Here is a 20,023-nt window from a genome sequence, read left to right on the forward strand (position 1 = left end):
CGGGGCCGTGCCGATCCCCACCCGCGCGGGTGTTCGGCTCCCGCGTGAACGTGCCCGTCAACCAGCAGGTGTAAGGCCTCGATGGGCGTGCGACGAGCCGAATAACATGTATTACCGATTGACTTTGTAGGTTATATGTCTGACGATAGGCATGACCTAGTCTCCAGCCGTGAATGAGGTCTCTCGTGTCCGCTCCCGTCCTCGACGTGGGGGTGCGGCGCCGGGCCGTACGGGCGCAGCCACGCGTTGCCCGGCCGTTCGCCGCCGCCTGGCAACGCCTGCTCAGCCCGCTGGTCATCGTCGTGCTCTGGCAGGTCGCCAGCAGCACCGGCCTGCTCCCCGAACGTCTCCTCGCCTCACCCGTCAAGATCGTCACCACCGCCACCGACCTGATCCAGACGGGCGTCCTGCCCGAGGCGATCGTGATCTCGCTGCAGCGCGCGGCGATCGGCTTCACCCTCGGCGCGCTGGCCGGAATAGGCCTGGCACTCATCGCCGGGCTCAGCCGGGTGGGGGAGAACACGGTGGATCCGCCCCTGCAGATGCTGCGGGCGCTGCCGCTGTTCGGCCTGATCCCGCTGTTCATCCTCTGGTTCGGGATCGGTGAGACGCCGAAGGTCGCACTGGTCGCCCTCGGCGTGGTCTTCCCGCTCTATCTCAACACGTTCGCCGGGATCCGCGGCGTGGACGGCAAGCTCGGCGAGCTGGCCCAGGTGCTGCGGCTGCGCCGCTCGGCGATGATCGCCCATATCGTGCTGCCCGGCGCGCTGCCCCAGACCCTCGTCGGCCTGCGGCAGAGCCTGGGCGTCGCCTGGCTGGCACTGATCGTCGCCGAACAGATCAATGCGGACGCGGGCCTCGGCTACATGATCAACGACGCCCGTGAGTTCCTGCGCACCGATGTGATCGTCGTCGGCCTCATCGTCTACGCGATCTTCGGCCTGCTCACCGACTCGCTGGTGCGCCTACTGGAGAGGAGGGCCCTGTCGTGGCGACAGAGCTTCCTGTCATCGTGACCTCGGACCTCGAGACGGCCACCTCGGGTTCCGAGACCGCCGCGCCCCCGGATTCCGGAAGGGCCGCGACCCCGGCGCCGACGGTGAGGGTGAACGGCCTCACCCGGACCTTCGGCGAGCGACGGGTTCTCGACGGCGTCGACCTGGAGATCCGCAGGGGTGAGTTCGTCGCGCTGCTCGGCCGGAGCGGCTCGGGCAAGTCCACGCTGCTGCGGGTGCTCGCGGGGCTCGACCCCGGGGCGAAGGGCGAGGTCGAAGTGGAGGGCACCGTCGCCGTCGCCTTCCAGGAACCCCGGCTGGTGCCGTGGAAGCGGATCCTCGCCAACGTCGCGCTCGGGCTCCAGGCCCCCGACCCGCGCGCCGCCGCGCTGGCGGCGCTGGAGGAGGTCGGGCTCGGCGAGCTGCACGGCGCCTGGCCGCTCACCCTGTCCGGGGGAGAGGCCCAGCGGGCCTCCCTGGCCAGAGCCCTGGTCCGCGAGCCCGACCTGCTCCTGCTGGACGAGCCGTTCAGCGCCCTGGACGCGCTGACCCGCATCACCATCCACCGGCTCGTGCTCGACCTGTGGGGACGGCACGGGCCCGGCATCCTGCTCGTCACCCACGACGTGGACGAGGCCATGCTCCTGGCCGACCGCATCCTCGTCCTCGACCGGGGTGTGATCGCCCACGAGTCCAGGGTGGACCTGCCCCGGCCTCGCCATCGCGATCATCGCGACCTCATCGCCCTGCGCTCGACCCTGCTCACCAGGCTCGGCGTCACCCTGGAGGGAACCACGTGAACCGCCGTGTCGTCACCACCCTGATCGCCGCCTTACTCCTCACCGTCACGGCCGCCTGCGGCGGCACGGAGGAGCAGGCCGTACGCGCGGACGGCTCGGTCGACCTCTCCCAGGTGACGCTCCGCGTCGGAGACCAGAAGGGCACGGGGCTGCAGGCACTGCTCACCGCCGCAGGCCAGCTCAAGGACGTCAAGTACAAGGTCACCTGGGCCCAGTTCACCTCCGGGCCGCCGATCCTGGAGGCCATCAACGCCGGTTCCCTGGACTTCGGCGCGGTCGGCAACGCCCCGCCGGTCTTCGCCGCCGCCGCGGGGTCGAAGATCTCCATCGTCGGGGTCGCGGAGAAGGGCGTCGGCGGCCAGGCCATCGTCGTCCCGCCCGACTCGCCGATCAAGACCCCCGCCGACCTGCGCGGCAAGCGCGTCGCCGTGGCCAAGGGCAGCTCCGCCAACTTCCACCTGCTGGCCGTGCTCAAGAAGGAGGGGCTGAGCTTCACCGACATCCAGCCGCAGTATCTCCAGCCGCCGGACGCCCTGGCCGCGCTCTCCTCGGGGAAGATCGACGCCTGGGCCATCTGGGATCCCTACACCGCCCAGGCCGAGGCCCAGACCAAGGCGCGCATCCTGGTCGACGGCGCGAACTACGTCAACGGATTCGAGTTCCAGATCGCCGGCCAGGACGCCCTCGCCGACCAGGCCCGCTCGGCGGCACTGGGTGACTGGGTGACGCGCATCCGCAAGGCCCACCAGTGGGCCAACGACCACCAGGACGAGTGGGCGAAGGTCTTCTCCCAGCTCACCGGCCTGGACCAGGCGATCGTCTCCGTGTCGGTCAAGCGCAGCCAGTTCAAGGACCTCAAGCTTGCCGGAGACACCGTCGCCCGCGAGCAGCTCGTGGCCGACGCGTTCAGCGAGGCCAAGCTCATCCCCGTTCCCGTCAAGATCGCAGACGTGGTCGACACCCGCTTCGACGCCAGTCTGGAGAACCCTTCGTGACGCGTTCCCCGCGCTGCGGACCGGGGATTACCCATATTGGAGGTATTCGATGAAGTTCCACTGGTTCCTGCCCACCGCCGGCGACAGCCGGGTCCTCACGGGGGGCGGCCACGGCCTCAGGAGAGGGCACGGCCGCTCCGACGCGGCCCCGTTCCGCCCGCCGGACATCGAATACCTGGCGCAGATCGCCCGCTCCGCCGAGCAGCTCGGCTTCGAGGCCGTCCTCACCCCGACCGGCACCTGGTGCGAGGACGCCTGGCTGGTCACCGCCGCACTGACCCGCGAGACGGAGCGGCTGAAGTTTCTCGTCGCCTTCCGGCCGGGCTTCATGTCGCCGACCCTGGCCGCGCAGATGGCCGCCACCTACCAGCGGCTCTCGCGCGGCAGGCTCCTGCTCAACGTGGTGACCGGCGGGGAGACGGTCGAGCAGGCCAGATTCGGTGATCACCTCTCCAAGGACGAGCGTTACGCGCGGACGGACGAGTTCCTGTCGATCGTGCACGGCGCGTGGAGCGGCACGCCGTACGACTTCGACGGCAAGCACTACCAGGTCGACGGCGCGATGGTCTCGGAGGTGCCCGATCCCGTCCCGGAGATCTACTTCGGCGGCTCCTCGCAGGCCGCGGGGCCGGTCGCGGCCAAGCACGTGGACGTCTACCTCACCTGGGGGGAGCCCCCGGACCAGGTGGCCAAGAAGATCAAGTGGATCCGCGAGCTGGCCGAGGAGAGAGGACGCAAGATCCGGTTCGGCATCCGGCTGCACGTGATCACCCGTGACACCGAGCGGGACGCCTGGGCGGAGGCGGAGCGGCTGCTGGCCGCGATCGACCCGGCGGACATCGTGTCGGCCAGGAAACTGCTGGGCCGCAGCGAGTCGGTCGGCCAGAAGCGGATGCTGGAGCTGCACGAGGGTTTCACCGGGGGTACGGCCCGCGACCTGGAGATCTACCCGAACCTCTGGGCCGGGGTCGGCCTCGTACGCGGCGGCGCCGGCACGGCGCTGGTCGGCAGCCACTCCCAGGTCGCCGAGCGGATCGAGGAGTACGCCGCGCTCGGCATCGAGGAGTTCGTCCTGTCGGGCTATCCCCACCTGGAGGAGGCGTACTGGTTCGGCGAGGGTGTGCTCCCCAAGGTGGCCGCGCCCGCGCTGAGGTGACCGCGGCGGTGATCGCCCCGGCGCGGGCGCGGGGGCGATCACCGCGATACCCGGCGTCACGGTGCCGGGCGACTTCCGGAAAGCGGCCTCTCGCACGGACGGGTACGGCGGGCGGTTCCGGTGACCGCTCGCTCAGCGGCGGGCGAGCCGCCGTGCGATCCCGCGGTCGGCGACCACGTCGGCGATGGCGACGGCCAGTGCGACCAGCACGAAGGCGATGGTGAGCAGGAGCCCGTGCCGGAACGCCAGGGAATAGTCCCCGTTCGACGAGGCGGCCCCGAAGAACACCGAGCCGACCACCGCGATGCCTATGGCGGAGCCGATCCGCTGCCCCGTCTGCAGCACGCCGCCGGCGGCGCCGGCCCTGACGACCGGAACCTCGGACAGGGTCAGCGTCTGGTTCGGGGAGATCACCAGGCCGCTGCCCAGGCCGGCCGCGAGGAGCGGCACCGCGATCGCCCAGGCCACCTGATGGCCGGGGACCAGCCGTACCATGAGCTCGGTGACGGCCAGGGCGACCGCGACCAGCACCAGCCCGCCGACCACCAGCGGGCGGCCGAACCGGGTGACGATCCGTCCGCCCAGTACGGAGGTCACGGCCGATCCCACGGCGAACGGCGTGGTCGCCAGACCCGCGGTCAGGGCCGAGTAGTGCAGGCCGTTCTGCAGGTACAGGGTGAGAATGAAGAAGATCGCGGTGAAGCCGGCGAAGTAGAGCGCCGCGAGCAGGGCGCCGAGGGAATACGAGCGCCTGCGGAACAGGGACAGGTCGACGACCGGCTGGCTACGCCGCCCGTACCGGCGCTCCCAGGCCACGAAGCCGGCGATCACGATGAGCCCGGCGGGCGGCAGCAGCCACCTCTCGGGGCTCTGCCACTGCTCGCCCTCCACGAGCGGCAGCAGTATCAGCACGACGCCGATGGCGAGCAGCAGCACGCCCACGGGGTCGATGCTCTCCCGCCGTCGTTCTCCCGGCTTCAGCAGCGGGATGTAGCGATATGCCAGGACCACGGCCAGGATGCCGATCGGCACGTTGACGTAGAAGACGAGGCGCCACCCGTCGTGATCGCCGCCAAGATAGATGAGCAGCCCGCCGAGCAGCGGGCCGATCGCGGTCGATATGCCGATGGTGGCGCCCAGCAGCCCGAACGCCCGGCCTCGCTCCGAGCCCCGGAAAAGCTGCTGGATCAGGCCGCTGACCTGCGGATTGATGATTCCGCCCGCGACCCCCTGGACGAGGCGGGCGATGACCAGCCAGGTCGGGTCCTGGGCGACTCCGGCCGCCGCGCTGGCCAGGGTGAAGAGGACGACGCCGAAGACGAACGCGTTGCGCCGGCCGTACATGTCGCCGAACCGCCCGGCGGGCACCAGCACCAGCCCGAAGGCGAGGGCGTATCCGGACACCACCCACTGCAGCGTGCTCTGCGGGGCGTCCAGACCGGTACGGATGGTGGGAAGTGCCACGTTGACGATGCTGACGTCCAGCAACGTCATGAAGCCGGCGACCAGGCAGACGGTCAGCGCCTTCCAGCGACGAGGGTCCGCTCCCTCCTGACCGTATGCGGCCGGAACCTCGTCCGGCCGGGCCTCGGCGCTCATGCGGCGTACCGGCGCGGCGCACCGGTGCGCGTACCCTGCCGTGCTGAGGCGGCCAGAGGGACGGAGGTGACGGGAGCGGCCGGACGGCCTTCGGCTCCGACGGTGACGTACGCGCCCCGGCCCATGCGACTCCACCGCGTGCATTTCAAGCTTCCCGGTGACATGGGCAATCGGCTGATGATCACCATGACCGCCTCCTTCCGCGCTTCCGGCGGCGTCTCCCGCACTAGAACAACGAGCCCATATCTACCCCTTTTGGACAAGCGAATCATAGTCGGGCCGCCGGATGCCTGGCCGATACCGCTCAGGCCGTGATGACGCGCGGGCGAAGCAGGTCCTCGGACTTATCAGTACAGCTCACGCCCTCCGGGGGTGGCCACGGGGGACCGGCGGCTCTCATCGCCGCCGTGATCGCCCGGGCGGTGCAGGTGGGCTCCATCCCGATGGCGGAGCCTTCGACCGGCCGCACTCCGGGGCCTCGTGTCAGCCGGCGGCGGACGACGCGGAGAAGGCGGAGAAGGCGGAGAAGGCGGAGAAGGCGGTTCGAACGTGGACGGCGGCCGAGGCCGGGGCCTACCCGGCCACAGGACGGCGACGGTGACGATCGCGGAGATCGTCAATAGGACGCCCAGCAGAATTTCGAGAAGCGCGGTGGTCGACATCGGGCCCTCCCTCGACCTCGCCGTGGACACATGATCACGAGGACGAAGGTCTTCCCACACCCCCGTGTCGCACGAGGGCCACCCCGCCGGGTCTCCCTGTGCTCGGGGACCGTGATGACGATCGGGGTGTCGGACGGTGGGTACTCCCCTCCGCATTTATTCCACTATCCGTGCGGCTCAGGCCCCAGTCAAATGCCCGCGACCACTCCCGGCCGGCGCCCCCCCGGGGTTGGCGCGCCGCCCAGGCACTGGCCTAACCTGGGATGACGGGGGGAGTACTTCTCAAGAGCCGATCCGGTCAGGACGGACGTTTCGAAGCGTCCCCGGACGGCCGCCCGCAGGCGCGGGCGAAGGAGACCTCGAACAGCCGAAGCGCGTTCGAGGGGGTTCCATGTCCGCCAAGGCAGTCCTGTCGGTAGCCGATCTTGAAACGATCGGCTCGCCGAAACTGTGGACGATCACCGTGGCCGCTCTGATGTTGCTGCTGGCCGTGGATTTCCTGCTGACACGACGCCCGCACGAGGTGCGGATGCGAGAGGCGGTGGGCTGGTCGGTCTTCTACCTGGCCCTGCCTCTGATCTTCGGTGTTTACGTATGGGGGGTCTTCGGGTCCGGTGTGGCGATGGAGTTCTTCACCGGCTATGTAGTGGAGAAGTCACTGTCGGTGGACAACCTGTTCGTGTTCATGCTGCTGCTGTCCGCCTTCGCGGTCCCGACCGCGTTGGCCCAGCGGGTCCTGCTGTACGGCATCATCGGGGCACTGGTGCTGCGCGCGATCTTCATCGCCCTGGGGGCGGCCGTTCTGCAGAGCGGCACATGGGCGTTCCTGCTGTTCGGCGGGATACTGATCGTCACCGCCGGGAAGATCCTCAAGGACGCGCTGGGTGAGAAGGAGCAGACGGTCGACATCTCCTCCATGCGCACGATCCGGCTACTGCGGCGCCTCATGCCGGTCACCGACGACTATCGCGGCTCCCGCCTGGTCGTTCGTGAGGGTGGCCGCCGCGCTCTGACCCCGCTGGCGCTGGCCATCGTGGCCGTCTTCGCCACCGACATCGTCTTCGCCGTCGACTCGGTGCCCGCGGTGTACGGCGTGACCGAGGATCCCTTCATCGTCTTCGCCACCAACGTCTTCGCCCTGCTGGGCCTGCGGGCGCTCTACTTCGTGCTCCTGGGCGTCCTGACGAAACTGCGGCACCTGAACCACGGACTCGGCGTCATCCTGGCCTTCATCGGGATCAAGCTCGTCCTGCACTGGGCGCAAGGCGTCTGGGCGTGGGTCCCGGGGATTCCCACTCCGGTCTCGCTGGGGGTCATCGTCGTGGTCCTGATCACCGTCACGATCACCAGCGTGTACGCCAACCGCCGCGACACGAAGCCCGCCTCCTCACCCGCCGAACGCGAACCCCGCTCGAGGCCGACGCACTGATGCTCCGTTGCGGGCCCCCGATCTCATGGGACAGGGCCTCTGCGGCCCGGAGAGAACGAGGGACGGCGGCAACGGCGAACCCACCCCGTCCAGGGCCGAGGCAGTGGAGAGAACGAAGGCCTCTCTGATGCGAGCGGCTTGATACGGAGGTGCCGGCGCTCCGTCCCACCGCGACGGAGGAACCGGCCGTACTCGGACGCCTCTCGGCCGCGATCCCCGACGTGGTGAGAAAAACCCGAGGTCATGGCCAATCCTTTTGCGCCGTGGCTCCGAAGCTCCGATGTGACCGTCAAGAAGCCAGCCATGTCCAGCCTCGCGGCGGCAACCTGCGGGCTGCTCGCGGCGGGGGCGGCCCTGGGCGCCGCAGAACTGGCGGCGGCCCTGTCGAAGCCGCAGACCGGCCCGCTCCCGGCGGTGGGTTCGGCCTTCATCGATCTCACCCCCGCGTGGCTGAAGGATTTCGCGATCCGCACCTTCGGCGGCAACGACAAGATCGTCCTGCTGCTGGTCCTGGTGATCGTGGTGGCCGCGTTCGCGGCGGTCATCGGTCTGGCCGCACGCCGGCATCCCCGTCTGGCCGGCGGTGGGCTGATCTCCCTTGGTCTGGCCGCCGCGATGGCGGCGCTGTCACGGCCCGGCTCGGCACCTCTCGACGTGCTGCCCTCCTTACTGGCCGCGGTGGTCGGGGCGTCGGCGCTGCACCTGACGCACCGCGCCTGGCTCCGTACCTTCGCCACGCACCTGGACGCCGACCGCCCCGACCCCTCTGCCTCTGACCGTCCCGAACTCGCGGCCGGCCCGATGACCGATCGGCGGGCGCTGTTGCGCACTGCCGCCACGGTGCTGGGCTTCGCCGCCGTCACCGGCGGCCTGGGGCGGGTGGTGAGCGCCACCCGGGACACCGCCGCCGCCGGAGTACGCCTGCTGCTGCCCCGGCCGGCCGATCCCGCGCCGCCGCTGCCCGCGGGCAGTGACCTGCGCCTTCCGGGCCTGGGGCCTTTCACCACCCCGAGCAAGGACTTCTACCGGGTGGACACCGCCCTGGTCGTTCCCCGCGTGCCGCACCAGGACTGGGTACTGCGCATCCACGGCCTGGTCGACCGGCCGGTCGAGCTGACCTTCGACGACATCCTCGCGCGGCCGCTGGTGGAGCGGGACATCACCATGACGTGCGTGTCCAACGAGGTCGGCGGCCCCTACGTCGGCCACGCGCGATGGCTCGGCGTCGACCTGGCCGATCTGCTCCGCCAGGCCGGTGTACGAGCGGACGCCGACCAGATCCTGTCGCGATCGGCGGACGGCTGGACCTGCGGCACCCCGGTGCAGGCCGTACTGGACGGCCGGGACGCGCTGCTGGCCGTCGGCATGAACGGCGAAGTCCTGCCCCCGGTGCACGGATTCCCGGCCCGCATGATCGTTCCCGGCCTGTACGGATACGTCTCGGCCACCAAGTGGGTGACCGAGATCAAGCTCACCCGTTTCGCCGACGAACGCGCCTACTGGACCAGCCGTGGCTGGGCCGAGCACGCCCCCGTCAAGACCGCCTCCCGCATCGAGCTGCCCAAGCCCTTCGCCCGGCTGGCCGCGGGTCCCGCCACCATCGCCGGGACCGCCTGGGCCCAGCATCGCGGGGTGGCCGCCGTCGAGGTCCGGGTGGACGGCGGCCCCTGGCGGCAGGCGCGGCTGGCCCCCTCGCCGAACCCGGACACCTGGCGCCAGTGGCACCTGGACTGGCAGGCCACCCCCGGCGACCACCGGCTGGAAGTCCGCGCCACCGACGCGGTCGGCCAAACCCAGCCACAGCAGCGGGCGGCGCCGTTCCCCGACGGCGCCACCGGCTGGCATTCGGTCCTGGTGACCGTCCTATGACCCCTCCTGACCGAACCCCGTCCCATCACAGTCCCATCACACAGAGGAAAAGATCATCATGAAGGTTCGTTCTCTCGCCCTTCCCCTCCTCGCCGTGGCCGTGTCGTTGACCGCGGCATGTGGCGGCGACACCTCCGCCTCCCCGGCCGCGAGCGGTGCCGCGCCCGCGCCGAGCGCCGAATCGCCGATGGCCTCCGACTCGGCGTCGTCCGCGGCCATGCCGTTCGGCGCGGCCTGCTCGGCGGTTCCGGCCTCCGGAGAGGGCAGCTTCACGGGAATGGCCGACGACCCGGTGGCCACCGCCGCCTCCAACAATCCCTTGCTCTCCACCCTGGTCACCGCGGTGCAGAAGGCCGGGCTCGGCGACACGCTCAACAGCGCCGAGGACATCACCGTCTTCGCGCCCACCAACGACGCCTTCGCCAAGATTCCCAAGGAGACCCTCGGCAAGGTCCTGGCCGACAAGAAGGCCCTCACCGACATCCTCACCTACCACGTCGTGCAGGGCCGCAAGACTCCGGCCGACCTCGCGAACGGCTCCTTCACCACCCTGCAGGGCGGCACGGTGACCACCACGGGATCGGGCGAGGACTTCAAGGCCAACGGCGCGGCCGTGCTCTGCGGAAACGTGTCCACCCGCAACGCCACCGTCTACATCATCGACACCGTCCTGATGCCCAAGAGCTGACCCCGGGGCTCGCCGTGCCGGCACCGCACACGGGGACGGCACGGCGAGGGGGCGTACGGAAAGAACAAGCCGGGCGGCCACGGAAGGGGATGCGCGGGCGGTCCCTTCGCCGCCCGCCGTACCGGCCTCTGTCCGGGAGTCGCCCGTTCAGCGGTCGGCCACGTCCGGGAGCGCCACGCGGGCTACGCGTGGACGGCTCCCGCCCTGGTGAACGTCTCGACGATCTCGGCCCACGACGCTCCCGCGGTCAGCAGGGCGATGAGCAGGATGCGCGCCTTGTACGGATGGAGGAAACCCGCGCCCGTCAGCCCCCGGGCGAGGAGGTCGCTCTCGGAACCGGGGAAACCGTAGGTGCGGGAGAGCACGGATCCGGCGCCGGTGCGAGAGGCGAGCACAACGGGCATGCGCCCGGCGAGCTCGGTCAGCACCTCGAGGTAGCTCTCGGGCACGTGGCCGACGCCCATCGCGGCGATCACCAGCCCGTCGGCGCGGTCCGCGACCGCCCGCAGGATCTCTCCGTCGTCGCCGAGCGTCGCGGTGACGAGAGCGACCCGGCGGAAGCCGGCGTCCGGTACGAGCCGTACGGTGACCCGCTCACCCGGAGTGGAGAGGAACCGCGCCCTGCCCTCGACGAGGTGGCCGAGCACGCCACCGTTGGGAGAGGCGAAGGCGGCGACGCTGGTGCTGTGCGCCTTGCGGACCCGGCGGGCGGCGTGGATCTCGTCGGCGAACACCACGAGGCAGCCACGCCCGCGTGCGGCGGGATCGGCCGCGACCTCGATCGCGGCGAGCACGTTGGCCGGGCCGTCGGCTCCGGCCATGGTGGGGTTGCGCATCGCCCCCGTCACCACGATCGGGGCCGGGCCGGTGTGGAGGAGGTCGAGGAGGTATGCCGTCTCCTCGATGGTGTCGGTTCCCTGGATGACCACGATGCCGTCGGCGTCGCCGTCGCGGATCGCGTTCGCCAGATGCCGGAGGTCGTCGAAGCTCAGGGAGGCGCCGGGAAGCCGGCGGAAGTCTCGTACCTCGATCTCGACATCGAGCTCGCCGAGTCCGGGCACCCCGGCCAGGAGCTGCTCTCCCGTCAGCGCGAGCACGGCTCCGCCCCCCTGAGCGCCGGGGGCCATGGCGATCGTGCCACCGAGCGAGAAGACCACGATCCGGACGGACACGCCCACCCCTTTCAAGGCCACTGACCGTAGGAGGAGCTTAACGAGGCCACAGGTCGGTCAGCCGCCCACAGCCGATCGTCTAGTCCATCCAGCCCCGCCTTGATCATTTTCCGTATCCCGCACCGGGCCTAGCTCAGCAGGGACCGCTCCAGCTCCGGTGGGAGGCCGTGCGCCTGCCCGGCCTGGTACGCGGCGGTGCCTGCCCGACGCATCCACTCCCAGGTGCCGGCAACCGTCGCCTCGATCGGCCGGCTGGGCAGACCGAGACGGCGGGCGGTGGCGGTCTCGATCTGCCATGCGGTCCTGGCCACCTCCTCCGGCAGCCAGAACGGCAGGTGCCTCCATGGCTGCACGCCCGCCTCCAGCAGGGTCTTCTCGGTTATCGGCACCAGCTCCGACGCGGGTCCGCCGGTCGCGGAGACGGTTTCCCGGCATGCCCGCAGCAGCCCGCCGTAGGTTGTCATGCCGTACGGCCCGGTGGCGGTCACGGGTCCGGACATCCCTCGTTCGGCGGCGTCCACCAGCCAGCTCGCGAGGTCGCGGACGTCCACGAACGCCATCGGCTGGTCCAGGGCGTCGGGGACGGCGATCCGGCCGCCGGCGGAGATGCGGTGCAACCACGCGGTCAACCGGCCGCCGATCTCACGCGGCCCCACGATCACCCCGGCCCGGGCGCTCAGCAGCCGGTCGCCGAAGGCCCGGCTCAGAATGCGCTCGCCGGCGGCCTTGACCGGGCCGTACGCGTCCGACTCCTCGTCCCAGAGCGGGTCGTCCTCTCCCCTGACGGGCCCCGGCGGCCAGTTCCGGTAGGCGTTCATGCTGCTGACGTAGACGTAGGAGTCCGCGGACGCCAGCTCCCGTGCCGCGATCCGCGCGGCCGCGACCGTCTCCCCGGACATGTCGATCACCGCGGCGACCTTCACCGAGCGCACGGCCCGCGCCATCTCGTCGGCGGCGTTCCGGTCCGCGTGAACCGCGGTGACGCCGTTCGGCGGCGCCCCCGAGACACCCCGCGTCAGCGCCGTGACCCTGTGCCCCCGCGACACCGCCTCCTCCGCCACCGTACGGCTGAGAAACCCGGTGCCGCCCAACAGAAGTAGGTCCATCGAGGCACCGTAGCAAGGGCGGCGGACCTTCCGGCTCCAGCGCCACCCGATCGTTGACGCGCACGGCCTCCCGCTCGCCGTCACCTTACGGGCCGCGGCGGATCTGATCGGGAGGTACGGGCCGCAGTTCCCAGAGCAGTGGTTGCCCGGAGGCCAGATCCGTGGCGGTGACCACCAGCCGGCCACCGGTGAGGTCGTACCGCCCGGACAGCAGCTGTTCGCCCTTGCTGAGCCACGTCCGCCAGATCCTGATCGTGGCGGTGGCCGGATCGACCTCGAAGTGATGGGTCTGCCACGTCTGCCCGCTGCGCAGGACGACCTGGTGGGCGCGGTTGTGCTCGAAGTAGACGCGCTCGGCCGGGCCGGGCAGGCCGGAGGGCTGGAAGGTGCCCGCCGTCACGTTCCATACGCCGTCGAGCGGGGTGGGCGATCGGTTGTTGTAGTTGGCGACGTAGTACGAGCACGAAGCCGGAACCGCGAGCAGGAGAACCACGAGCACGGCGTGCGCCCACCGGGGGCGCGAGCGGGACGCGGCCCGGTTCCGGTCGCTCCAGAACACCGCCGCCAGTTCGCGGCGGTGCCTCCACAGTAGGTAGCCCGCGCAGCAGGCCCCGATCAGGGCGATCAGCATGGCGTCGTAGGGGATGACGTAGGAGACGTCGAGCACGGTGATCCCGGCGAGCAGCGGCGCGGCGCCCGCGGCCCCGAGCAGCGTGGTGCGGCGGAACGCCAACGCCAGGCCGAGGCCGACCTGCACAAGCCCCAGCAGATTGCCGAAGAGCGGTGAGTAACCGAAGTAGTACCAGGTCAGCCAGAATCCACTCACCGTGCCCATCGGCTTGTCGAGCTCGGAGTCGAGCACGGTGAACTGGGCGCCGAAGAGCTTGGCGAAGCCGTACTGCAGCAGAATCACCGCGACGGTCCATCGGCATATCTGGTACAGGAGGCGCCGGTCCTTCGGAACGGTGACCTCATCGTCGTGCTCGGCCGCTGTCTGCCCCGTCACAAGCTGCCTCCCCTCTCAGACATACGTGGGCGTTCCGGGGCCGTCAAGCCCGGACGGGCCGATGCCGGTGCCGAGCGTGGACGCGCCCGCCGTTCTCGCACCTGTACGAGTTTGCGAGCGCAGGGGTTTCGTCCCGGGACGTCAAGGAAATTGGGCTAGGCAAGCAGGCCTTGAGGAACGTCACGCTGCGGTGATGGTCGCTGTCCCGTTCCCGGCCGCGACCGTGACCAGTTGGCGAGCGCCATTCTGAACATGACCGGAAGGCGCACGACGTGGACGCTACGGATACCGCGAGGACCGTTCGGCAGCCCGAGAGAACGGTTTCGGCGGAGCGGCGATTCCAGGAGGAGGGGGGACCTCGGATCCGGGAGGTGAGGGCTCCGACCTACGAGGAGCTCCGGCCCTTCGGTCGCCGCGAGACTTCGGGATTTCCCGTTTACAAGAACCTGGAGGAGCGGCTGCTGCGCGCCGGAGCGCATCCGGATCCCGAGATCGCACATGTCATGGCGACGTGTTCGGCCTACGCCTACTCGGGTCCGGAGACCGTCTCCATGATCATGGCGAGGCTGGGGCTTGAGGACAACCAGTGCCGGATGATCCAGTTGTCCGTTGACGCGCTGTTTCTTCGCTCGACGGCATTCGTGATCCAGAGCAGGAGCGGAAAAGTCGCCATCCTGTGTTACAGGGGCACGGAACCGTTGAACCTCATCAACTGGATGGTGAACCTCGACCTTGAGCCGGAACGGATCGCCTACCAGATCGGCGATGGCTGCCCCACGGTGCACGGCGGCTTCTATCGCAACACGCGGGCGACGCGCTACGAGGTCATGAGCACCCTGCGGCACGCCTGCGACCGCCGGTCGGTCCGCGTCTCGTCTTCCGACGGCGCCGGCCTCTCCATGATGGAAGGCGGGCTTGAGGCGCTTTACATCACCGGGCACAGTCTGGGTGGCGCGATGGCCGGGCTCATGGCCGTCATGATGAGACACGAACGCAAATATCGAGAGGTGTTCGCCGACCGGCTCAGGGCGGTTTACACCTTCGGCCAGCCGATGATCGGTAATCCCGATTTCGCGGAAGCCTGCCAGAACGATGAGTTCCTCCGCGAGAAGGTCATCCGGTACGTCTACGACAACGACATGGTTCCGCATCTACCGCCCGCGGTCTCGGGGCCGTTCCAGCACTTCGGGCGCGAGTATCAGTATCGGGCTCCGCGGTTTCGCAACGCGCTGACAGACCTTTTCGAATACCTTGGTCGCACCTCCCAGCCCACTAGGGGAAAGTGGGAGGAAAACGTCCACCCCACGTCCCAGGCTTCGGGCCTGCCGACGATACTGCTGGCCAACCTGGCGTTCGTCGCCGGAAAGTTCCAGTTGGCCCGCTCGCTGCCGGCCGTGTATTCCGTCGAGGATCACTTTCCCCAGCATTACATCTCATCGCTCATTCCCTGCGGGGTGCAGAACGAATTCGGCGACTGATCGGTGACGCGTGAGGTCAACGCCGTCCGCACCGGCCTCACGCCGGAGGCGTCATGCGGCCGTTCTCCTGAAACATTCAGGTGCTCACCCCTACGGCGGAGAAGTCCCCGGCCCTGCGCCGAAGCAGGATCGGGGACTTTCCGGGGAGAGCGATCAAATGAGGACCTGACGACTTCCGGTCAGTCGGTCAGCGGGCCGAACTCCTTGCGGGTGTCGATCACGTCGCCGAAGAGCTCCCACCGCTCGCCCTTGAACTCCATGAGCTGCATGGACTCGATGGGGAAGCCGTCATCGGCGGCGGTGTTCAGCGTCACACCCGGCAGCAGCATGTCGACCTGGACGTTCTGAAGCGCCCGTATGGAGTCTCGCAGTCCCTCGCGCGTCGGGCACTTCGCCGCCTCCATCGCCTTCTGGAAGCTGCTGGCCGCCGCCCATCCGAAGGCGTGGTACGGAACGGTCGGATCGGCGTCGGGCGCGTACTGCTTCATCTTCGCGTTGTAGAGCATCATCTCCGGGTCGTTCGCCCACTTCGGATCGTTGGGATCCTTGTAGTACGTGGACGACACGACGCCCTGCACGTTCGGGAAGCCGACCGGCTTGAGGACGGTGATCGAGGCGGCGACGTTGTTGACGATGTGCAGCGGATTCCAGCTCGTGTTCTTGGCGTCGGCCGCCAGCGCCTGAGAGCCGAACTTGGGCGTCGTGATATTGAGCAGGACATCCGCCTTGGACCCGGCGAGGTTGCGCATCTGGGGGTCCACGCTCGGATCGGAGACCTCGTAGCTCTGCTCCGCGGCCACTGTGATCTTGCTGCCCTCGATGGCCTTCTTGAACCCGCCGAGCAGGTCCTTGCCGAAGTCGTCGTTCTGGTAGAGCACCGCCACCTTGGCGTCGGGCCGCTCCTGCTTGAGGTACTGCGCGTAGACGCGGGCCTCGGAGATGTAGTTGGGCTGCCAGCCGATGGTCCACGGGTGAGCCGTGTCGGATCCCCACTTCGACGCGCCGGTCGCGACGAAGACCTGCGGCACCTTCTGCTGGTTGGTGTAGTCCCAGGTCGCCGTCGTCGAGGGTGTGCCCAGTGTCTGGAAGAGCGCGAACACCTGCTCCTGCTCGACGAGCCTTCTGGCCTCTTCCACGGCCTTGGGCGGCTGGTAGCCGTCGTCGCGCACCACGAACTCGACCTTGCGGCCGCCGATCCCGTTCTTCTCGGCGTTGATGTAGTCGAAGTAGGCCTTGATGCCCTTGGGGATGTCGCCGTACGCGGAAGCGGGGCCAGAGAGCGGATAGATGCCGCCGAGCTTGATGCTCGTGTCCGTGATGCCGGTGGTCTGCTGCCCCTGGCATTCCCCCGACCCGGACCCTGACGCCGCCGTGCTCGGCGCGGCGGCCTCTCGCCCCCCGCAAGCCGCCAAGGCGACCAGCAGGGTTGCCGTCATCGCCGTAGAGCCGATCGCAGATACCCGCATTTCCTACTCCTTCCGGAGAATTTTTGTGATCGAGCGCGTCATGCGTCCCGCCAGCCCGGCGAGGCCGGTCGGAGCGACGTACATCACCGCGATGATCAACAAGCCGAAGATGACGCCGGGCGCGGCGTCGTTGACGTCCTGGGAGATGCTCGGCACGAACATCATGAACAGCCCGCCCAGCAGCGGGCCGGAGAACGAGCCCAGGCCGCCGACGACGATGCTTGCCAGCAGGGTGATCGAAAGCGTGAGAACGAACGAGTCCGGAGAGACGAACCCGATGACCCAGGTGTAGACGCAGCCCGCCGCCCCGGCGAACATCGCGCTCCAGGCGAAGGCGAGCGTCTTGTAGAACGACAGCCGCACGCCCATGACCTCGGCCGCCGCCTCGTTGTCCCGGATGGCGTGCAGGGCTCGGCCGACTCGCGAGCGCAGCAGGCCATGGGACAGCAGGAAGGCGACGACGGTCACGGCCAGCGCCAGGAAGTACAGCCACTGGTCCTCGGCCAGTCCCGTCCACGCCGGCGGAACCGGCTTGCCGAGGGTCAGCCCCATGGAACCGCCGGTCACCGCCTCGAAGCGCTTGAGCAGCGGCACGAGGAAGATCGCGATGGCCAGTGTCACGAGGGCCAGATAGAGCCCGCGCAGGCGCATGGCGGGCAGGCCGAGCGCCAGGCCGAGCGCGAACGCCACCGCGGCGGCGATCGGCAGGGTCACCAGGTGCGGGGTGTCCCACCGATCGATCATGATCGCGGAGCCGTAGGCCCCGACGGCGAAGAAGGCGCCGTGCCCGAGGGAGATCTGCCCGGCGTGACCGACGAGGAGGTTCAGCCCGAGCAGCGCCACCGCGTAGACCAGCACCATGGTGAGCTGGAAGACGCGGAAGGGCACGAGCTGGAACGGCGCGTAACAGGCCACCGCGAGCAGCACCGCCATCACGATCCACTGCCGGTGCGCGGTGGCGACGCGCGCCAGGGACCGGCCCCGGGTGGGCGCGTCCGCTCGCGCGGCCTTCTCGGTCACCTCCGCAGGCCCGCTCATGCCCTCTCCACCGCCGCCCGGCCGAACAGGCCCTGGGGCCGCAACAGCAGGATGAAGAGGATGATGACCAATGGCACGCCCACCTTGAGGTCGGATCCGATGAAGCCGACGTACGCGCCGGCGAGGGTCTCGGCGACGCCGACGACCAGGCCGCCCACCACCGCGCCCACCGGGCTGTCGAACCCTCCGAGGGTCGCCGCGGCGAAGGCGTAGATGAGGACGCCGCCCATCATGTTGGGCTCCAGGAAGAGCAGCGGGGCCACCAGGATTCCCGACACCGCGCCGACGGTGGCGGCGAGCCCCCAGCCGAGCGCGAGCGTCCAGCCCACCCGGATGCCGACGAGCCGGGCCGAGGAGGGGTTGGTCGCCACGGCGCGCATCCCCAGGCCGACCTTGGTGTGCTGGAAGAGCAGGTACAGCAGGCCCATGACCACGCCGACCACGGCCATGATGCCCAGCGTCGAATACCCCAGGCTGAGCCCGCCGGCCTCGATCGCGCCGCCGGGGAACGGATTGGGGAAGTCCTTGATGAGGAACGACCAGATCCATCCGGCGGCGGCGTTGACGAAGATGAACAGCCCCACGGTGACGATCACCACGGTCAGTTCGGGGGCGCCTTCCACGGGGCGGATGATGACCCGCTCGATCAGCATGCCGCCCACGAAGGAAACCGCCAGCGTGAGCACCAGGGCCAGCCAGAACGGCAGGCCCGCGGCCATGAACTGCCAGGCGATGTAGGCGGAGAACATCGCCAGCTCGCCCTGGGCGAAGTTGACGATCCCGGTGAACTGGTAGATCAGTACCAGAGCCAGGGCCAGGCTGGCGTAGATCGCACCCGCGCCGAGCCCCTCGACGATCTGCTGCAGGAAGCCGGCCATGCCTAGACCCGGTATCCGAGGTAGGACTGGGCGACCTGTTCGTCCGCCCGTATCTGCTCCGCCGATCCCGACAGGACGATCCGGCCGCTCTCCAGGACATGCGCCTGCTGGGCGATGCTGAGAGCGAGATGGGCGTTCTGCTCGACGACGACCACGGTGGTCCGCTCCTCTTCGTTGACCGCCCGCACGATGCGGAACAGTTCCTGGGTGACCATGGGGGCGAGTCCGAGGGACGGCTCGTCCAGAAGGAGCAGCCGCGGACGCAGCATGAGCGCCCGGCCGATCGCCAGCATCTGCTGCTCGCCGCCGCTGAGGCTGCCGGCCACCTGCTTCAGCCGCGTCTTCAGCACCGGGAAGTAGGTGTGGACGCGCTCCAGGTCGGCGTCCACCGCGCTGTCCCCCCGACGACCTCGAAGACCGCGAAGGCCTCGGCGGTCCCGGCGGACGAAGGCCCCCAGGCGCAGGTTCTCCTCGACGGTCAGCGGCATGAACGTGCCGCGCCCCTCGGGCACGTGCGCGACGCCCTGCCGGGCGATCGCGTCCGGAGAGCGCCCGGACAGGTCGGCCCCGTCGAGCCGGACGTCGCCGCGCACCCGGACCATGCCCGAGAGCGCCCGCAGCAGGGTCGTCTTGCCCGCTCCGTTGGGGCCGAGGATGGCGCAGATCTCCCCCTGGCCCACGGCCAGGCTCACACCGTGCAGGACCCGGGCGCCTCCGTAGCCGGCGCGCAGGTCCGTGACCGTCAGAAAGGCGTTCTCGCTCATATGGCCGTCCCCAGGTATGCCCGCATGACGCCGGGATCGCGCTGGACCTCCGCTGGCGGCCCCTCGGCGATCTTGCGGCCGAAGTCCAGGCAGACGACCCGGTCGCAGATTCCCATGACGAAGCCCATGTGGTGCTCGACCACGACCACCGTCACGTCGAACTCCTCGCGGAGCGCGCGAAGGGTGCCGGAGAACTCCTCGACCTCGGCGGAGTTGAGCCCGTTGACGGGTTCGTCCAGCAGCAGCAGTTTGGGGCGCCCGACCAGCGCCCGGGCCAGCTCCACCCGCTTGAGCGTGCCGAACGGCAGGCCCGCCGCGGGGTGGTCGGCGACCTCGGTCAGCGCCAGCCGGTCCAGCACGCTGTCGGCCTCGGCGCGGAGCCGGGCCTCCTCGCGCCGGACCTGTGGCAGCCACAGCGCGGCGGTGAGGAAACCGGCCCCTCCGGTGTGGTGCGCGCCGACCAGGATGTTGTCGCGCACCGACATGTGCCCGAACAGCCCGAGGTTCTGGAAGGTCCGCGCGATGCCCAGCCCCGCGATCGCGTGCGGCGGTACGGCCAGCAGGTCTCTTCCCTCGTACCGGACTCCTCCCTCGTCGGCGTCGTATCGCCGTGTCAGGCAGTTGAACAGCGTGGTCTTGCCGGCTCCGTTCGGCCCGATGAGTCCCACCATCTCGCCGCTCCGCACGGAGAAGCCCACGCCGTCCAGCGCCGTGATGCCCCCGAAGCGAACGGTAAGATCGTGTACCTCCAGCATCCGGCCTCCTGGGCGCAGCGAGTGGAAGAACAATGTTCTGAAGTTGTGGTCAGCGTAGGATCCGCCCGTGAGGAACCGCATTGGGCACGGGCACCCAAAATGTGACAGGGGTGTTGTCCACCGCGCACAGCGTGTGTCTCGGACCGGTTACGAACCGTTGACCGCCC

The 20,023-nt window shown here is 69.5% G+C and carries 17 protein-coding genes; 8 read left to right on the forward strand and 9 right to left on the reverse strand.

What is annotated here, in order from left to right; translation table 11 throughout:
• Nucleotides 1-185 precede the first annotated feature (185 nt).
• From DKM19_RS16580 to DKM19_RS16595, 4 genes are all read left to right on the forward strand, one after another.
• Nucleotides 186-1,016, forward strand: a complete 831-nt coding sequence (locus tag DKM19_RS16580) for an ABC transporter permease (RefSeq protein ID WP_239514286.1) — start codon at nt 186-188, stop codon at nt 1,014-1,016.
• 83 nt (nt 1,017-1,099) lie between these two features.
• Nucleotides 1,100-1,795 (forward strand): ABC transporter ATP-binding protein, encoded by a 696-nt coding sequence (locus tag DKM19_RS16585; RefSeq protein ID WP_204359095.1) that lies wholly within the window; start codon nt 1,100-1,102, stop codon nt 1,793-1,795.
• Nucleotides 1,792-2,790 carry an ABC transporter substrate-binding protein gene (locus DKM19_RS16590; RefSeq protein WP_110696468.1) on the forward strand — a complete coding sequence of 333 codons (999 nt, stop codon included), beginning with the start codon at nt 1,792-1,794 and terminating at the stop codon, nt 2,788-2,790. Before DKM19_RS16585 ends, DKM19_RS16590 begins: the two co-directional genes overlap by 4 nt.
• Nucleotides 2,791-2,839: 49 nt before the next feature.
• A complete protein-coding gene (locus tag DKM19_RS16595; protein WP_110696469.1) occupies nt 2,840-3,946 on the forward strand; it encodes an LLM class flavin-dependent oxidoreductase in 1,107 nt (368 codons plus the stop codon).
• A gap of 132 nt (nt 3,947-4,078) precedes the next feature.
• On the opposite strand, the gene DKM19_RS16600 is transcribed toward DKM19_RS16595, so the two are convergent.
• Nucleotides 4,079-5,545: an MFS transporter gene (locus DKM19_RS16600; protein ID WP_110696470.1), complete on the reverse strand. Its 1,467-nt coding sequence runs from the start codon at nt 5,543-5,545 to the stop codon at nt 4,079-4,081.
• 1,053 nt (nt 5,546-6,598) lie between these two features.
• On the opposite strand from DKM19_RS16600, the gene DKM19_RS16605 reads away from it, so the two are divergent.
• The 3 genes from DKM19_RS16605 (at nt 6,599) to DKM19_RS16615 (ending at nt 10,193) form a co-directional block, all read left to right on the forward strand.
• Entirely contained in the window at nt 6,599-7,636 is a 1,038-nt protein-coding gene (locus DKM19_RS16605; protein ID WP_110696471.1) for a TerC/Alx family metal homeostasis membrane protein, read from the forward strand.
• Between the two features lie 303 nt (nt 7,637-7,939).
• Complete coding sequence (locus tag DKM19_RS16610) at nt 7,940-9,505, forward strand: molybdopterin-dependent oxidoreductase (RefSeq protein ID WP_110696472.1); 1,566 nt, start codon at nt 7,940-7,942, stop codon at nt 9,503-9,505.
• A 58-nt stretch (nt 9,506-9,563) separates the two neighbouring features.
• Nucleotides 9,564-10,193, forward strand: a complete 630-nt coding sequence (locus tag DKM19_RS16615) for a fasciclin domain-containing protein (RefSeq protein WP_204358821.1) — start codon at nt 9,564-9,566, stop codon at nt 10,191-10,193.
• 182 nt (nt 10,194-10,375) lie between these two features.
• Here DKM19_RS16615 and DKM19_RS16620 read toward each other — a convergent pair whose 3' ends face one another.
• The 3 genes from DKM19_RS16620 to DKM19_RS16630 all read right to left on the reverse strand — a co-directional run bounded on the left by DKM19_RS16620 (nt 10,376) and on the right by DKM19_RS16630 (nt 13,477).
• Nucleotides 10,376-11,365: an asparaginase gene (locus DKM19_RS16620; RefSeq protein WP_239514287.1), complete on the reverse strand. Its 990-nt coding sequence runs from the start codon at nt 11,363-11,365 to the stop codon at nt 10,376-10,378.
• A 128-nt stretch (nt 11,366-11,493) separates the two neighbouring features.
• Complete coding sequence (locus DKM19_RS16625) at nt 11,494-12,471, reverse strand: NAD-dependent epimerase/dehydratase family protein (protein WP_110696474.1); 978 nt, start codon at nt 12,469-12,471, stop codon at nt 11,494-11,496.
• Nucleotides 12,472-12,556: 85 nt separating this feature from the next.
• Entirely contained in the window at nt 12,557-13,477 is a 921-nt protein-coding gene (locus DKM19_RS16630) for a hypothetical protein (RefSeq protein WP_110696475.1), read from the reverse strand.
• Nucleotides 13,478-14,028: 551 nt separating this feature from the next.
• Between DKM19_RS16630 and DKM19_RS16635 the strand changes: the two genes are divergently transcribed.
• Nucleotides 14,029-14,955, forward strand: a complete 927-nt coding sequence (locus DKM19_RS16635; RefSeq protein WP_162641537.1) for a lipase family protein — start codon at nt 14,029-14,031, stop codon at nt 14,953-14,955.
• Nucleotides 14,956-15,134: 179 nt separating this feature from the next.
• Here DKM19_RS16635 and DKM19_RS16640 read toward each other — a convergent pair whose 3' ends face one another.
• From DKM19_RS16640 to DKM19_RS16660, 5 genes are read right to left on the reverse strand one after another with little or no spacing between them, the layout of a single operon-like run.
• Nucleotides 15,135-16,421 (reverse strand): ABC transporter substrate-binding protein, encoded by a 1,287-nt coding sequence (locus DKM19_RS16640; protein WP_110696477.1) that lies wholly within the window; start codon nt 16,419-16,421, stop codon nt 15,135-15,137.
• 3 nt (nt 16,422-16,424) lie between these two features.
• The gene (locus tag DKM19_RS16645) at nt 16,425-17,459 is read right to left on the reverse strand and encodes a branched-chain amino acid ABC transporter permease (protein WP_204358822.1); all 1,035 of its coding nucleotides are present in this window, start codon (nt 17,457-17,459) and stop codon (nt 16,425-16,427) included.
• Nucleotides 17,456-18,337 (reverse strand): branched-chain amino acid ABC transporter permease, encoded by an 882-nt coding sequence (locus tag DKM19_RS16650; protein ID WP_110696478.1) that lies wholly within the window; start codon nt 18,335-18,337, stop codon nt 17,456-17,458. Before DKM19_RS16650 ends, DKM19_RS16645 begins: the two co-directional genes overlap by 4 nt.
• A 2-nt stretch (nt 18,338-18,339) precedes the next feature.
• Complete coding sequence (locus DKM19_RS16655; protein WP_110696479.1) at nt 18,340-19,101, reverse strand: ABC transporter ATP-binding protein; 762 nt, start codon at nt 19,099-19,101, stop codon at nt 18,340-18,342.
• Entirely contained in the window at nt 19,098-19,856 is a 759-nt protein-coding gene (locus tag DKM19_RS16660) for an ABC transporter ATP-binding protein (RefSeq protein ID WP_110696480.1), read from the reverse strand. Before DKM19_RS16660 ends, DKM19_RS16655 begins: the two co-directional genes overlap by 4 nt.
• Nucleotides 19,857-20,023 lie beyond the last annotated feature (167 nt).

The sequence above is a fragment of the Streptosporangium sp. 'caverna' genome, assembly GCF_003203775.1.
GTDB classification, from domain to species: domain Bacteria; phylum Actinomycetota; class Actinomycetes; order Streptosporangiales; family Streptosporangiaceae; genus Streptosporangium; species Streptosporangium subroseum.

Excerpts from the sequence above, each read along its gene's own strand:
- DKM19_RS16645 (WP_204358822.1), bottom strand. The coding sequence starts at position 17,459 with ATGAGCGGGCCTGCGGAGGTGACCGAGAAGGCCGCGCGAGCGGACGCG.
- DKM19_RS16595 (WP_110696469.1), top strand. The coding sequence starts at position 2,840 with ATGAAGTTCCACTGGTTCCTGCCCACCGCCGGCGACAGCCGGGTCCTC.
- DKM19_RS16655 (WP_110696479.1), bottom strand. The coding sequence starts at position 19,101 with ATGAGCGAGAACGCCTTTCTGACGGTCACGGACCTGCGCGCCGGCTAC.
- DKM19_RS16650 (WP_110696478.1), bottom strand. The coding sequence starts at position 18,337 with ATGGCCGGCTTCCTGCAGCAGATCGTCGAGGGGCTCGGCGCGGGTGCG.
- DKM19_RS16605 (WP_110696471.1), top strand. The coding sequence starts at position 6,599 with ATGTCCGCCAAGGCAGTCCTGTCGGTAGCCGATCTTGAAACGATCGGC.
- DKM19_RS16625 (WP_110696474.1), bottom strand. The coding sequence starts at position 12,471 with ATGGACCTACTTCTGTTGGGCGGCACCGGGTTTCTCAGCCGTACGGTG.
- DKM19_RS16635 (WP_162641537.1), top strand. The coding sequence starts at position 14,029 with ATGATCATGGCGAGGCTGGGGCTTGAGGACAACCAGTGCCGGATGATC.
- DKM19_RS16600 (WP_110696470.1), bottom strand. The coding sequence starts at position 5,545 with ATGAGCGCCGAGGCCCGGCCGGACGAGGTTCCGGCCGCATACGGTCAG.
- DKM19_RS16660 (WP_110696480.1), bottom strand. The coding sequence starts at position 19,856 with ATGCTGGAGGTACACGATCTTACCGTTCGCTTCGGGGGCATCACGGCG.
- DKM19_RS16610 (WP_110696472.1), top strand. The coding sequence starts at position 7,940 with ATGTCCAGCCTCGCGGCGGCAACCTGCGGGCTGCTCGCGGCGGGGGCG.
- DKM19_RS16615 (WP_204358821.1), top strand. The coding sequence starts at position 9,564 with ATGAAGGTTCGTTCTCTCGCCCTTCCCCTCCTCGCCGTGGCCGTGTCG.
- DKM19_RS16640 (WP_110696477.1), bottom strand. The coding sequence starts at position 16,421 with ATGCGGGTATCTGCGATCGGCTCTACGGCGATGACGGCAACCCTGCTG.